Below are 14,286 nucleotides of genomic sequence, written 5' to 3' on the forward strand. Positions count from 1 at the left end.
TCAGTTCGATACCAGCAGTGCCTGGTTTTCATGGCCGAAAACTGGCTTCACGCCAAGCAGCGGCGCGGCCCTGCGGATGATGTTGGCGACGATGGGTGCGGCATTGGAACCGGCGGTCGCCCCCATCCCGGGCTTTTCCGGCTTCGGCTCGTCGATCACCGACAGGACGATGTACTGCGGATCGTCGATCGGGAAGGCGGCGAGGAAGGCGTTGAACCGCTTGTCGCTCGCATAGCGGCCGTTGACCACCTTCTCGGCCGTACCGGTCTTGCCGCCGACGCGGTAGCCCGGCACCTCGGCCCGGCGGCCGGAACCCTTCTCGGAATTCAGCCGGTAGAGATAGCGCATGTCGTCGACCGTATGCGGCTGGACCACCCGGTGGCCGATCTGCTGCGCTTCCTCTTCGCTGCGCGGCAGGAACGTCGGCGGAATGAGGGTGCCCCCGTTCATGAGCGCCGCCGCCGCGACGGCCGTCTGCAACGGCGTGGTCGCCATGCCGTGGCCGAAGGCGATGGTGATGGAATTGAGCTGCTTCCACTCCTTGGGCTCGGTGGGGCTCGCGACTTCCGGCAGTTCCGTCACCAGCCGGTCGAGCAGCCCCAGGCGCTTGATGAACTCGCGGTGCCCCTCGACGCCGACGCTCTCGGCCATCTTTGCCGACGCGATGTTGGATGAGTAGATGAAGACCTCCGGCACGGTCAGCACGCGTCCCTTGCCGTGGAAGTCGCGGATCGTGAAGCGCCCGAAGCTGATCGGCCGCGAGGCGTCGTAGCGGCTGTTCAGCGTTGCCTTGTCGGCGTCGAGTACCATGGCGGTGGTAAAGCTCTTGAAGGTCGAGCCCATCTCGTAGACGCCGGCCGACATGCGGTTGAGCCTGTCCTTGTCGTTGGCGTTGAAGGGGTTGTTCGGGTCGAAATCGGGAACCGACGCCATGGCGAAGATCTCGCCGGTCTTGGCGTTGAGCACCACGGCGCCCGCCGCGATGGCGTGATAGCGCTCCATCGCCGCGGCGATCTCGTCGCGGACGATGTGCTGGACCCTGAGGTCGATCGAAAGCCGCACCGGCTCGAGTTCCGAGGAGGCGACCATGCCCGTGGCGCGAAGATCGGCGAGCCCCTGCCCGTCGATGTACTTCTCCATGCCGGCAATGCCCTGATTGTCGACGTTGACGAGACCCAGGATGTGCGAGGCGGTGGGGCCGCCGGGATAGAAGCGCCGCTTTTCCGACCGGAAGCCGATGCCCGGCAGGCCGAGCTGCAGGATCTCGTTCTGCTGCCGCGGCGTGATCTCGCGCTTCAGCCAGGCGAAGCCCGAACCGCTCTTGAGCTTCTTGTAGGTCTGCTCGTAGTCGAGCGACGGAAGCACGGAGGTCAGCAGTTCCACCGCCTCGTCGGCATCGACGATGCGCCTTGGCTCGGCAAAAAGCGAGGCCGACTTGATGTCCGTGGCGAGCACCTGTCCGTTGCGGTCGACGATGTCGGGACGGGAGGCCGCCATCCGCGCGCCGCCGAAGATGCTGGTCTCCTCCCCGTCCTGGAGACCGAGAAAGACGAGCCGGCCGGCGATGACCGAATAGATCGCGAAGAACACCGTCATCGTCATGAGGACCCGGGATTTCGCACGCCCGCCGGTCGATTTCCGCGCCCCTTCGACGACGATGGCCGCCTGGTCGCCACTGGCGCGCGCGGGTTTCCGGCGTACGATCCCGGCGGCTTTCCTCAACAGACCCTTCATCGCGTGGTGCTCCCGGTCAGGGTTGCGTCATCCGGAGATGTGGATTCGTCCTCGTCCAGCGGCTTCATCGGGATGTCGTCGGGATCGACGATCTGCTCCGCCTCGACCGGCTGGAGGTTCAGTTCGGCCTGGTAGACCTCGACCAGTTGCTGGAGCCGCACCGGCTGGGTCAGCAGGCTCCAGTCGGCCTTCAGGAGGTCGATCGTCTCGTCCTCCAGCCTGATCTGCCGCTCGAGCTGGCGCACTTCCGCAAGCTGGTCCTCCGCCGCGCTCTTCGTCTTGTAGGTGAAGGCCGCGGCCGACACCATGACGGCGATGAGGAGGATGTCCGTGGCTCGAAACAGGCTCATCTTCTATCCATGGATGGCTTGGATTTCGGGAAGCTTCGGAAGCCCGAAGATCGAATGGTCTTCCGGCCGGGCCGGGTTTTCCGTGCGGACCGCGACGCGCAGCTTGGCCGAGCGGGCGCGCGGATTGCGTTCCGCCTCGGCTTCTGATGCGGCGATCACCTTCGCGGGCTTGTCGAAGGTCGGCGGCACTGCCTGCACTTCGGGCAGGTGGCGCGAGCCGCCGCTGCCGCCCGCGCGCTCGCCCATGAAGCGCTTGACGATCCGGTCCTCTAGCGAATGGAAGGTGACGACCGCGAGCCGGCCGCCGGGCTTCAGCGCCCGCTCGGCGGCAAAGAGCGCCCGCGCCAGTTCCCCCAGTTCGTCGTTGACGAAGATGCGCAACGCCTGGAAGACGCGCGTGGCGGGATGGATCTTGTCCTTCGGATGACGGCCGACCAGCGCCTCGATCGCCTCGGCGAGGTCGCGCGTGGTGGCGAACGGCCGCGCCGCGCGGCGCTTCTCGATCATGCGCGCGATGCGGCCGGCATGCCGCTCTTCCCCGAGCAGCCCGAAGATGCGCGTCAGGTCGCCCGCCTTGAAGGCATTCACGACATCCGCGGCGCGCGGACCCGCCTGCGCCATGCGCATGTCGAGCGGCCCGTCGTGCCGGAAGGAGAAGCCGCGCTCCGCCTGGTCGAGTTGCATGGACGATACGCCGATGTCCAGCACCACCCCATCGACGGTTTCGCCGGCATGCTCGTCGAGCCGAGAGAACGCGCCCGGCACCAGCCGCAGCCGTCCGCCGGATGCAGCCTCCATCTCCTTGCCGTCGCGGATCGCGTCGGGATCGCGGTCGATCGCGATCACGCGCGCGCCGGCCGAAAGCAGCGCTCGCGTGTAGCCGCCCGCTCCGAACGTCCCGTCGACGAGGATTTTTCCGTCCGACGGTTCGAGCGCCGCAAGCACCTCGTCGAGAAGAACCGGAATGTGGCGGGCCGGTCCGCCACCGGCGTCGTCGAGGCCGCCGGGGCCCGCCATCATTCCGTCTCTCCGGTCATGCGCGCGGTCGTTCCCTCCTGCCGCAAACGCGACAGCCGCGCACGCGCCTCGGTCCTGTAGTCCTGGAAGCGCTTCGGCTCCCACATCTGGAAGAACTGCCCCCGCCCCACGAAAGCCACGTCCGTCTCGATACCCGTATGCTCGCGCAAGAAATCCGTCACGGTGATCCGCCCGTCCCCGTCCAGCTTCAGGAAGGCCCCGTCCCCATGGCAGAAGAACGACATGTCGTCCGCCGCCTGCAGGAAGGGATCCTCGTTGGCGATCCGCTCCTCGTATCGGTCGAGCAGGTCGAGCCCGCCCACGTCCAGCGCCGGCATGTCGAGCGCACGCAGCGCATAGAGCTCGGAATAGCCGCGTTTGGCCAGCACGGCCCGGAAATGCGCAGGCACCGAGACGCGTCCCTTGGCGTCGATCCGGTTCACCGCATTGGAAAGAAAACGGTCCATTCCTCGTGCCAGCCGCCTGCGCCGCCGCGCTTCCGTTCATCGTACAATCCGTGCCGCCGCACGTTCCCGCAAATCCCCCGCCGTTCTGAAAATCAGGCATGACGCGACCTCTTCCCGCGGCCGCCTGGACCGCCGGTTTGTGGGACGCTTCACTCGTCACTGGAACGAAGACTGGATGGTGCTTAAGGGATACCATGGGCAAATTTGGGCGTCAACGGGATGAAGCTCCACCAAGCCGCAGGATTGCGGAATGCCGCCGCACGAACGGCGAATCCTGTTTATGCTCCATTAGGCCTAACGAAGAGTTATTGCCGACCGTCGACGAGGCCGATGCGTTACACGGTCAAACAAGCTATGGGGCGGATCGCATGGCACGATCCCGAATAGGCAGAGACACATGACCCACTCCGACGAAACGCGCGCCGCCCGCCTTCCCCATCTTCGGCAATCGCGCGCGGAAAAGGGGGATCCGGTCGCTTTGCCGCTGACGATGACCTCGATGTTCCACCTGCCGGGCGACCCCGCCGGCTTCGACCAGTATGGCCGGTTCCACAATCCGACCTGGGAAGCGGTGGAGGAGGCGCTGGGGCTGCTGGAGGATGCCGAGGCGCTGGCGTTTCCCTCGGGCATGGCCGCGATTTCGGCGGTGCTATTCAGCGTCGTTCGGTCGGGCGACCGCATCCTGCTGCCGTCCGACGGCTACTACACCACCCGCGTCCTGGCCGAGCGGTTCCTCAAGCCTCTCGGCGTGGCGGCCGACCTGCGGCCGACAGCGACGTTCGGGCAAGGCGGGTTCGACGGCTACAGGCTGGTCTTCGTCGAGACGCCGTCCAATCCGGGGCTGGATATCTGCGACATCAAGGCAGTAGCTGAGGCGGCGCACCGCGCGGGCGCGATCGTCATGGCCGACAACACGACCATGACGCCGTTCGGCCAGCGGCCGCTCGACCTTGGCGCCGACATCGTGGTCGCGGCCGACACCAAGGCGCCCAACGGCCATTCCGACGCTTTGTTCGGGCATGTCGCGAGCCGCGACGCCGAGCTGATCGCTGCGGCGCGGGACTGGCGCAAGCTCGCCGGCGGCATTCCCGGTCCGTTCGAGGCCTGGCTGGTGCATCGCGGACTGGAGACGCTGGAGGTGCGCTTCGACCGGATGTGCGGATCGGCCGACACGATCGCCCCGCGGCTGCGGGATCATCCCGCCGTGCGCTCCGTCCGCTTCCCGGGGCTCGCGGGCGACCCCGCGCACAACCTGGCAAGCACACAGATGGACCGCTTCGGCTTCCTGATCGGGCTGACGCTGGCGGACGAGGCCAGGGCCGAAGCCTTCATCGACGCCTGTCCGCTGATCCAGCCCGCCACCTCCTTCGGCGGCGTTCACACCTCGGCCGAACGCCGCGCCCGCTGGGGCGACGCGGTGGATCCCGGCTTCGTGCGGCTGTCGGTGGGCTGCGAGCCGAGGGAGGTCCTCTGGAAGGCACTGGAGGCGTCGCTGGACGCGATCGCCTGATCAGCCTTCGCTCTCGCCACCCCCAATGTTTTCGGACGTGATATCGCGACGTCCGTGCAGGACGCGCAGGATTTCGACGTTCTCTTCGACGATTATGTAGAAGCAGAGATACTGGCCGACGACGATGCGTCTGATCTTGTTGCCGATGTCTTCGCGAAGAGAACCCGATCGAGGCTGTGTGGCCAGGAGCTCCCATTGCCGCCGCATGCGTTCGATCAACCGCTTGGCGGCGGCGGGATTTTCTTCCGCTATGTGGTCAGCAATGTCTTCGATGTCGCGTTGGGCGCGCGGTGACAGCCGGTAGCCCACGACCCGCTACTTCTCCATTGCCGCGTACTTGCGACGAAGGCGTTCCATGAATGGCGCACCCTCTTCGGCCGGCCCGCTGTCGATCCCCTCCTGGACCAGCCGCTTCAACTCCTCCAGCGAGTACCCGAAATTGTCGCGGCGCTCCTTCCACTGCCGCAGCGCGTCGACGACCACCTCGCTGGCGGAGGGATATTCCCCCGATGCGACCGCCTCGTCCACTTCGTCGGCGAGTTCGGACGATATCGTGATGCTGCGTTGCTGTGCCGGGCCCATGACCGCGCTCCGTATCGGCGTCGATGCTCAAGATACGGCCGCTTCCCGCAACCGGCAAGGACCGCGCACGGATGCGCGCGGTTCCTCGGGCTCAAAAAGAGGTGCCAGCCGGCCTGTAAGCCGGGTTCTGTATGGCCCCGCCGCATCGCTGCGCCGGAACGTGGCGGCCATTCATCTTGGACGGACATCGCTGCCCGCCTCATGCAACCTACCCGGACGACTGGGCCGGAAACTGCCCGGGAGCGAACTCCCTCGCCGTCCCTATTCGGTCTTGCTCCCGGTGGGGCTTGCCGTGCCGCCCCTGTTGCCAGGCGCGCGGTGGGCTCTTACCCCACCCTTTCACCCTTGCCCCGCCAGCAAGCCGGTCCGCGCAGCGGTTATGCCGCTGCGAAAGGCCGGCCTGCAGGCGGGGCGGTCTGCTTTCTGTGGCGCTTTCCCTGGGGTTTCCCCCGCCGGCCATTAACCGGCACCGTGTTTCCATGGAGCCCGGACTTTCCTCACGCGCGGCCTTTCGGCAATTGCGCGTGCGGCCGCCCGGCCAGCTGGCAGAGTGCATAAAGTCGTTCGGGAGCAAAAACGCAAGCCCGATGCGGGCGAGCGTCGGTGCGGCGACGGCCGTCGACCGCCGCCCTGCCCGTCAGCCGCCGATCTGGCGCTTCACCTTAGCGCAATAGGCCGCGGAAATGCTGTTCATGCGCTTGGCGCCGTGCCCGGCATTGTAGCGCAGGATCGTTCCGCAGGTGTCGCCGCCGCCGAGCTGGTGTGCCTTGGCGAGATACTTCATGCCGTAGCGGATGTTGGTGTCGGGATCGTAGAGGCCCTTCGCCGAACCGGTGTAGCCCATCATGCGCGCCGTGGTCGGCTTGATCTGCATCAGGCCGATCTCGCCGGCACTGCCGCGCACGTCCGGCCGGAAATTGCTCTCCACGCCGACAACCGCGGTCGCGAGCGCCACCGGCACGCCGTAAGCCGACGCGTAGCTGGAGATGATCGAGGAATAGCGGTTCTTGACCACCGTCACCTTCACCTCCGCCTTCGCTTCCGGCTTCGACGGCTCGACCGCCGCGGCTTCCCGCGCCACCGCCATCAGCGCCGGCCGGCCGCGCGGATCGATGGACGCGGTCGTCATGTTGTCGACCGCCGGAGCCGCCGTTTCTGCTTCCGCGCCGCTGTTGCGGGCGCTGTCCTTGGCGTCGCCCTTGATCGACGCGAAAGCCTCCGCCAGTTCGCTGCGGCTGAGCTGCGAAGGGGCTTCCTGCGCGATGGCGGCGGAGTTCGTCACGCCGCACACGAACGCCGCGGCGAGTACCAGATTTCTGTTCATTCGGGCCTTTTCTCTGCTTTCGCCCGGCTGGACCGGGCGTGGTTTTCCGACTGGGCCGGACGACGCCGAGGCGCGTCCGGTTGCGAACGGACGGGCAGATGAAAGGCAAATGAGCGGCAAGAATGACCGCAGCGCTCAACTTTCGTGAACGCTCGTTACATCAAGCCTTTGAAACGACGCGGGTTTCCGCAACGTCAAGCGAGCTGGCGCGCACGAGTTCGTGGAGCACGGCAAAGGTCGCGCCATCGGCGATTCCGTCCACCCGAGCCGGCCGGAAATGGCGCTGGAAAGCGTCGACCGCGACATGCGTCGTCCGGTCGAAGGTGCCGGTGATCTCGATGCCGTAGCCATAGAGACCGAGCATCGACTGAAGTCTTTCGACCGCATCGCCGGTCGCACCCGATGCGAGGTACGGGCCGGATACCGGCGGCGGCTCCGGCGGACGCACGCCCAGTCCGGCCTCGGCCAGCCGTGTCCATGGAAACTTCTCACCGGGATCGATCTTCCGGCCGGGCGCCACGTCGGAATGGGCGAGCACCCGCTCGGGCACGATGGCGTGGCGTTCGCAGATGCCGCGGCAAAGCGCGATTACGGCCGCGATCTGAGCCTCGGGAAAATCGGGATAGCCGAGGAAGTGCCCCGAATTGACGATCTCGATGCCGACCGAGTGCGAGTTGACGTCCGTCTCTCCCTTCCAGGAACTCTTGCCAGCATGCCAGGCGCGGTCGCTCTCGCGCACCATCTGGACGATTCGGCCGTCCTCGTGGACGAGATAGTGCGAGGACACCTCGCTCTCGGGATTGCACAGCCAGGCTTCCGCGCCCGGCCCGCTTTCCATGCCGGTATAGTGCAGGACGATCATGTCCGGACCCATGCTGCCCGCCCGCGGGCCGAAATTGGGAGAGACCCGAATGTCCGCGCCGGGATGATCGGCGGCGAACCCGCTCATGCCGGCACGCGACCCCGTTCGATCGTCTCGTAGGCGGCGTTGATGGCTGCGACGCGGTCGTTGGCGATGGCGACGAATTCTTCGGGAACGCCACGCGCGACGAGCTTGTCGGGATGATGCTCGGTAACCAGTTCGCGATAGCGCCGCTTGACCGCCTCGAAGCTGGTGCCCCGTTCGATCCCGAGGATCGCGTAGGGATCGCTGCCTTCCTGCAACACCGCATGCCGCGCCAGGATCGCGCGGAAATGGCTGTCGCTGATGTTGAAGATCTCGGCGATGCGACGCAGGAAATCGACCTCCTTTTCGTGGATGAGGCCGTCAGCCTTGGCGATGTGGAAGAGGCCGTCGAGGATGTCCTCCAGCATCTGGCAGTCGCGCTGGCCCGATCCGCACAGGCCGGCGAGCCGCTCGGCATAGGCTTCGTATCCAGCCGTGTCGCTCATGGCGAGCCGGTACAGGCGCGACACGTTGCGCTCCTGTTCGGGCGGCATGGAAAAGATTTCCTGGAAGGCGCGAACCTCGTCCTGCGTCACGATGCCGTCGGCCTTCGCCATCTTGGCGGAGAGCGCGATCATCGCGATGGAGAAGGCGACCTTTCGACGAAGCTCGGGATCGCCGGCAAACGTCGTACGCACGGATTCGAGGATCTCGGCTATCCCCGAGGCAGCCCCTGCGGAGATGCGCGACGCCAGTTCGCCGATGCGAGCCCAGATAGACATGATTTCTGTCTAGTGCGGTTCGCGCAAGATTGCGAGACCCGGATCGCGTCGGGATGCGATCGGTCGCACTTGGCGACGAGTAGAGGCGGACGTGAAAAAAGCCGGTCGAAACCGGCTTTTTCCATCATGTGCGGAACGTTTGGGGCTTACTGAACCGCCGGCACCTCGTCGGCGGGCTCGACCTGATCGGCGTCGGGCATGACCTTGGTTTCGTCGGCCGGATCGACCGTGGTGTCGGTCTCCTCGCCAGACTGGATGCTCTGCGTCGTGGTGTCGTCCGTCGGGGCCTGCGTAGCCGCGGCATCGTCGTCGGGAACGATGATCACGTCTGCGTCACCTTCACCTTCGATGCTCTGCGTGGTGGTGTCGTCGGTCGACGTCGCGTCGCTCTCGGGAACCACAGTCACGTCGGGGTTTGCGGCCTCCGGGGCCACGGTCTCGGTCTGGATGCTTTCGGTGGTCGTGGTGTCCGTGTCGCTGCAGGCGGCGAGGCCCAAGAGGGCGATGGACGAAACGGAAGCGAGGATGATCTTTTTCATGTCGGTTCTCTCCTTTTGGTGACGCACCTCAGAGCGCGCCGTCGGAGAAGGAATGCGTTGTAGCCGAACCGGTTTCCTCAAATACCTCTTACTCTGCGTAACAATGCGTCAGTTTCCTCGTCGAGATGTCCACGGCATCAAAGGCTGGCCGCACTACGCGACGCCTGGTCGTACTGGCCCGACAGCGCGCGCATCAGCGCGGCGATACGGCTGATCTCCTCGTCGTCGAACCGGAGGCCCTTGACGCTGCCGGCAAGCAGCGCCTCGCGGACCTCTCGATATTGCGCGCACGCCTCCGCTCCCGCCTTGGTGACCCTGACCGTCTTTTCCTTGCCCCGCCGGCCGGTCTCGATCAGTCCCGCGCCTTCCAGCTTCTTGAGGGCATAAGAGACCACATGCGTATCCTCTATGTTCAGCATCATGCACAGGTCCGAAAGCGTCTTCTCCCGGCCGCGATGATTGCTGGAGTGCAGGATCTGGACGTCGAGCGGCCCGAGACCGGAAATGCCCGCCGCCCCCATGCAGCGTACCATCCAGCGCTGGAAGGCGTTGTTGAGAATGGTCATGGCGAACTCCATCTCCGACAGCGACGGCATGGCGCCATCGGCCAGGTGCGCCGACGAAACCACCGGCCCAAAAGGGTTCTTCCCGCTCGCCATTATGTCCTCCATCATCGATAAAACGTCGACAAAATGTTGACGTTTTACACCTGATTGACATATAGCCCGGACACGGGAAATCTCCAACCATGATCGCAGGGGAACGGCCGATGGACGGGAAATGGGATTTCTGGGTGGACCGTGGCGGCACCTTCACCGACATCATCGGCCGCGACCCGGAAGGCAATCTCCACCCGCGCAAGCTCCTGTCGGAAAACCCGGAGGCCTACCGCGATGCCGCCGTTCAAGGAATTCGCGACCTCTTGGGCGTGCCGGCCGGCGAACCGGTGCCTTCGCATCGCATCGGCGACGTCAAGATGGGCACCACGGTGGCGACCAACGCCCTGCTGGAGCGCAAGGGCGACCGGGTGCTCCTGCTCATCACCAAGGGGTTCCGCGATGCGCTGAAGATCGCCTACCAGGCGCGCCCGGACATCTTCGCCAAGGAGATCATCCTGCCCGAGCAGCTCTACGAGCGGGTCATCGAGGTTGAGGAGCGCGTGCGCGCCGACGGCTCGGTGGAGACCATGCCGAAGCTCGACGAGGTGAAGCCGCTGATCGAACAGGCCCGCGCCGACGGCATCGAGGCGGTGGCCGTCGTCTTCATGCATTCCTGGAACTATCCCGATCACGAACTGATGGCGGCGAGCCTGTGCCATCACGCCGGCTTCAGCCAGATTTCCGTCAGCCACCAGATCTCGCCGCTGATCAAGCTGGTCGGGCGCGGCGATACCACCGTAGTCGACGCCTACCTCTCGCCGATCCTGTCGCGCTACGTCGAGCGCGTGGCGGCTGAACTGGGAGCGGAGCCGGCGCCTTCCTCCGCCACTGAAGGAGAGGGAGGCGGCTCGCCAAATCTCATGTTCATGATGTCGTCGGGCGGCCTTACCGCCGCCGACCTGTTCCAGGGCAAGGATGCGCTGCTGTCAGGCCCGGCGGGCGGCGTCGTCGGCATGGTCGAGACGGCGCGGCTTGCCGGGTTCGAGCAGGTGATCGGCTTCGACATGGGCGGCACTTCGACCGACGTCGCCCACTACGACGGCGAGTACGAGCGCGCCTTCGACACGGAAGTAGCCGGTGTGCGCGTCCGCGCCCCGATGATGCGCATCCACACGGTGGCGGCCGGCGGCGGATCGGTGCTGCATTACGAGGATGGACGCTTCCAGGCCGGCCCCGACTCGGCGGGCGCCAACCCCGGACCCGCCTGCTACCGCCGCGGCGGACCTCTTGCCGTCACCGACGCCAACGTGATGCTGGGCAAGCTGCAGCCGGAGTTCTTCCCGGCGATCTTCGGTCCCGACCAGGACCAGCCGCTCGACCGCGAGGTGGTGCGCAAGAAGTTCGAGGAGATGGCGCAAGCGATCGGCGACGGCCGCTCGCCGGAAGCGGTCGCCGAGGGCTTCATCACCATCGCGGTGGAGAACATGGCCAACGCCATCAAGAAGATCTCCGTCCAGCGCGGCTACGACGTGACGGAGTATCTCCTGAACTGCTTCGGCGGCGCCGGCGGCCAGCACGCCTGCCTGGTGGCCGACGCGCTCGGCATGGAAGCCGTGCTCGTTCACCCCTTTTCCGGCCTTCTGTCGGCCTACGGCATCGGGCTCGCCGCCATCTACGCCTCGCGTCAACAGGCGCTGCTGAAGCCTCTGGCCGACGCGACGCTGGACGAAATCCGGCTCCTCACCGAAAGCCTGCGCAAGGCGGTCTTCGAGGAACTGCACCGCCAGGGCATCGCCGACGAGGAGATTTCCTGGCGACCCGTGCTGCAGGTCCGCTACGACGGCACCGACACCGCCCTGCCGGTCGATTTCGACGCCTTCTCCGTGCCCGATGCCAAGAAGGCCTTCGAGGCCGCGCACAAGGCGCAGTTCGGTTTCGTCTACGAGAACAAGACGATGATCGTCGAGGCGATCAGTGTCGAGGGCATCGACATGCGCGAGTCCGGCCGCGACGAGATCGAGCAGCCGGTGGAGGACCGAGCGGCCGACACGAGTGAAACCCGCGACATCTTCTGCGAAGGCGAATGGCGCACTGCCGGGGTCTTCCGCCGCGAGGACCTGACCCCCGGCGCGCGCATTTCCGGACCCGCCCTCGTCATCGAGAGCCACCAGACCGTCGTGGTCGAACCTGGCTGGCAGGCGGAAATTACCGCCCGCGACCACGTGCTCCTACGCCGTGTCGAGCGAAAGGCCCGCACAGCCGCCGTCGGCACCGAGGCCGATCCGGTGATGCTCGAGGTCTTCAACAACCTCTTCATGTCGATCGCCGAGCAGATGGGCGTGACGCTCCAGAACACCGCCTACTCGGTCAACATCAAGGAGCGGCTCGATTTCTCCTGCGCCGTCTTCGACCGCGACGGCGCGCTGGTCGCCAACGCTCCGCACATGCCGGTGCATCTGGGCTCCATGGACCGCTCGGTGGAGACCATCATCCGCCTCAATGCCGGCGACGTGCACCCCGGCGACGTCTTCGCCCTCAACGCGCCCTACAATGGCGGAACGCATCTGCCGGACATCACGGTGGTGACGCCGGTGTTCGACGACGAAGGCAGAACGATCCTTTTCTGGGCGGCCTCGCGCGGCCACCATGCCGACGTCGGCGGCACCGCGCCCGGCTCCATGACGCCGCTGGCCACCACGGTGGACGAGGAAGGCGTGCTGTTCGACAATTTCCGTCTCGTCGAACGCGGCCACTTCCGCGAGGCGGAACTGCATAACCTTCTGACCGATCACCCCTACCCTGCGCGCAACCCGCACCAGAACATCGCCGACCTGAAGGCGCAGATCGCCGCCAACGAGAAGGGCGTGGCCGAACTGCGCAAGATGGTCTCCCATTTCGGGCTCGACGTGGTGGAGGCCTATATGGGCCACGTGCAGGACAACGCCGCCGAGAGCGTGCGCCGGGTGCTCGAACGCCTTCCCGACGCGTCCGAGTACGAATACCCGACCGACACCGGCCAGGTGATCAAGGTCCGGATCACGGTCGACCGCGAAAAGCGTTCCGCGAAAGTGGATTTCACCGGCACCTCGCCCGTGACGAAGAACAACTTCAACGCCCCCGAGCCGGTCGCCCGCGCCGCCGTGCTCTACGCGTTCCGCGTCATGGTCGAGGGCCAGATCCCGATGAACGCCGGCTGCCTGAGGCCGATCGAGATCGTCATCCCGGACGGCTGCATGCTGCGACCCGCCTACCCGGCCGCGGTCGTGGCGGGCAATGTCGAGACATCGCAGCACGTCACCAACGCGCTGTTCGCAGCACTGGGGGCGCTCGCCAACAGCCAGGGCACGATGAACAACCTGACCTTCGGCAACGAGACCTACCAGTACTACGAGACGATCTGCTCGGGCTCCCCGGCCGGACGCATGAACGACGGGCGCGGTTTTCCCGGCACCTCGGGCGTCCACGTCCACATGACGAATTCGCGCCTGACCGACCCGGAAATCCTAGAACTGCGCTTTCCGGTGCTGCTCGAAGACTTCCACATCCGCGAGGGCTCCGGCGGCAAGGGTAGGTGGAATGCGGGCGACGGCACCCGCCGCACCATCCGCTTCCTCGAAACCATGGAATGCGCCATCCTCTCCTCCCACCGCGGCCACCCGCCGCGCGGCCTCGACGGCGGCGGCGACGGGCAGGTCGGCAAGACCGAGGTCCGGCGCGGGGACGGCACGGTGGAGACGCTGAAGGCCTGCGACCAGACCGTGATCGAGGCCGGGGAGGCGGTGATCGTCACGACGCCGACTGCGGGGGGATTCGGGCGCGGTTGAAAGTCAGCCCGCGGCATCTGGAACGTCTCGGCCCCTGCGATCTTTGGTGCGCAAGGATCGCGAATGCTGGAGATGATACGTGCCGGACAAACTCACCCCCGCCTCCTCCGAAACCGTCTCCGTCCGCCGTCTCTCCGTTTCGCGCGGTGACAGCGTCCCCAACAACGACCGCTTCCCAGCCGTTCTCGCCAGGAACGCGCTCGGCGACGCGCGGGATGATGCGGCAGTGCGCCGACTGATGGAGGGGAACGGCTGGGGCGGCACGTGGACGTGGCGGGTATTCGACTTCCATCACTTCCATCCCGACTGCTTCGAGGCGCTGGCGGTGGCGCGCGGATCGGCGCGGCTGATACTGGGTGGGCCGCAAGGTGAGGAAGTCGAGGTGAAGGCTGGCGACGTCGCCATCCTGCCGCCGGGCTTCGGACACCGCCAGCTTTCCGCGAGCGACGATTTCGCCATCTGCGGCGCCTATCCGCCTAGGCAGGAGGACTATTCGGTCATACGCGCGGACGAGGGCTACGACGACGCCATGCTGCGTCAGATCGCAAGTGTGGCCGTCCCCGAAAGCGATCCGGTGTGGGGCGGAGCCGGCCCGCTGCTGAAGGCGCTGCGCGACGGCTGACGCGCAACCCGCGGCTTCTCTTGTTGCACTGCAACATGTCTGCGGCTAGA

14 protein-coding genes and 1 other RNA gene are annotated in these 14,286 nt (G+C 66.2%); 3 read left to right on the plus strand and 12 right to left on the minus strand.

Annotated elements, in window-relative coordinates; genetic code table 11:
- From BSQ44_RS16450 to mraZ, 4 genes are read right to left on the minus strand one after another with little or no spacing between them, the layout of a single operon-like run.
- Positions 1-1,734, minus strand: a complete 1,734-nt coding sequence (locus BSQ44_RS16450) for a peptidoglycan D,D-transpeptidase FtsI family protein (protein WP_072606091.1) — start codon at positions 1,732-1,734, stop codon at positions 1-3.
- On the minus strand, positions 1,731-2,078 hold the full coding sequence (gene ftsL / locus BSQ44_RS16455) for a cell division protein FtsL (RefSeq protein WP_072608110.1): 348 nt from the start codon (positions 2,076-2,078) through the stop codon (positions 1,731-1,733). The genes BSQ44_RS16450 and ftsL overlap by 4 nt, the downstream gene beginning before the upstream one ends.
- Before the next feature lie 9 nt (positions 2,079-2,087).
- Positions 2,088-3,104, minus strand: a complete 1,017-nt coding sequence (rsmH, locus tag BSQ44_RS16460; protein ID WP_072606093.1) for a 16S rRNA (cytosine(1402)-N(4))-methyltransferase RsmH — start codon at positions 3,102-3,104, stop codon at positions 2,088-2,090.
- Positions 3,101-3,568, minus strand: a complete 468-nt coding sequence (gene mraZ, locus BSQ44_RS16465; protein ID WP_072606095.1) for a division/cell wall cluster transcriptional repressor MraZ — start codon at positions 3,566-3,568, stop codon at positions 3,101-3,103. The genes rsmH and mraZ overlap by 4 nt, the downstream gene beginning before the upstream one ends.
- A 397-nt stretch (positions 3,569-3,965) precedes the next feature.
- Between mraZ and BSQ44_RS16470 the strand changes: the two genes are divergently transcribed.
- Positions 3,966-5,078, plus strand: coding sequence for a cystathionine gamma-lyase (locus tag BSQ44_RS16470; RefSeq protein WP_072606097.1), 1,113 nt, complete (start codon positions 3,966-3,968; stop codon positions 5,076-5,078).
- On the opposite strand, the gene BSQ44_RS16475 is transcribed toward BSQ44_RS16470, so the two are convergent.
- The 8 genes from BSQ44_RS16475 to BSQ44_RS16510 all read right to left on the minus strand — a co-directional run bounded on the left by BSQ44_RS16475 (position 5,079) and on the right by BSQ44_RS16510 (position 9,850).
- On the minus strand, positions 5,079-5,387 hold the full coding sequence (locus BSQ44_RS16475) for a type II toxin-antitoxin system RelE/ParE family toxin (RefSeq protein WP_072606099.1): 309 nt from the start codon (positions 5,385-5,387) through the stop codon (positions 5,079-5,081).
- Positions 5,388-5,393: 6 nt separating this feature from the next.
- Positions 5,394-5,660: a type II toxin-antitoxin system ParD family antitoxin gene (locus tag BSQ44_RS16480; RefSeq protein ID WP_072606101.1), complete on the minus strand. Its 267-nt coding sequence runs from the start codon at positions 5,658-5,660 to the stop codon at positions 5,394-5,396.
- A 100-nt stretch (positions 5,661-5,760) separates the two neighbouring features.
- Positions 5,761-6,206: RNase P RNA component class A (gene rnpB / locus BSQ44_RS16485), an RNA gene on the minus strand.
- Positions 6,207-6,297: 91 nt separating this feature from the next.
- On the minus strand, positions 6,298-6,984 hold the full coding sequence (locus BSQ44_RS16490; RefSeq protein WP_072606103.1) for a lytic transglycosylase domain-containing protein: 687 nt from the start codon (positions 6,982-6,984) through the stop codon (positions 6,298-6,300).
- 160 nt (positions 6,985-7,144) lie between these two features.
- The gene (locus BSQ44_RS16495) at positions 7,145-7,933 is read right to left on the minus strand and encodes an N-acetylmuramoyl-L-alanine amidase (RefSeq protein ID WP_072606105.1); all 789 of its coding nucleotides are present in this window, start codon (positions 7,931-7,933) and stop codon (positions 7,145-7,147) included.
- Complete coding sequence (locus BSQ44_RS16500) at positions 7,930-8,652, minus strand: J domain-containing protein (protein WP_072606107.1); 723 nt, start codon at positions 8,650-8,652, stop codon at positions 7,930-7,932. Before BSQ44_RS16500 ends, BSQ44_RS16495 begins: the two co-directional genes overlap by 4 nt.
- A 146-nt stretch (positions 8,653-8,798) precedes the next feature.
- A complete protein-coding gene (locus BSQ44_RS26615) occupies positions 8,799-9,191 on the minus strand; it encodes a hypothetical protein (protein ID WP_072606109.1) in 393 nt (130 codons plus the stop codon).
- A gap of 137 nt (positions 9,192-9,328) precedes the next feature.
- Positions 9,329-9,850 (minus strand): winged helix DNA-binding protein, encoded by a 522-nt coding sequence (locus tag BSQ44_RS16510; protein WP_072606112.1) that lies wholly within the window; start codon positions 9,848-9,850, stop codon positions 9,329-9,331.
- 110 nt (positions 9,851-9,960) lie between these two features.
- Between BSQ44_RS16510 and BSQ44_RS16515 the strand changes: the two genes are divergently transcribed.
- Complete coding sequence (locus BSQ44_RS16515) at positions 9,961-13,614, plus strand: hydantoinase B/oxoprolinase family protein (protein ID WP_072608111.1); 3,654 nt, start codon at positions 9,961-9,963, stop codon at positions 13,612-13,614.
- A 79-nt stretch (positions 13,615-13,693) separates the two neighbouring features.
- Positions 13,694-14,236, plus strand: a complete 543-nt coding sequence (locus tag BSQ44_RS16520; protein WP_072606114.1) for a cupin domain-containing protein — start codon at positions 13,694-13,696, stop codon at positions 14,234-14,236.
- Positions 14,237-14,286: the final 50 nt, after the last annotated feature.

Source organism: Aquibium oceanicum (assembly GCF_001889605.1).
Classification (GTDB): domain Bacteria; phylum Pseudomonadota; class Alphaproteobacteria; order Rhizobiales; family Rhizobiaceae; genus Aquibium; species Aquibium oceanicum.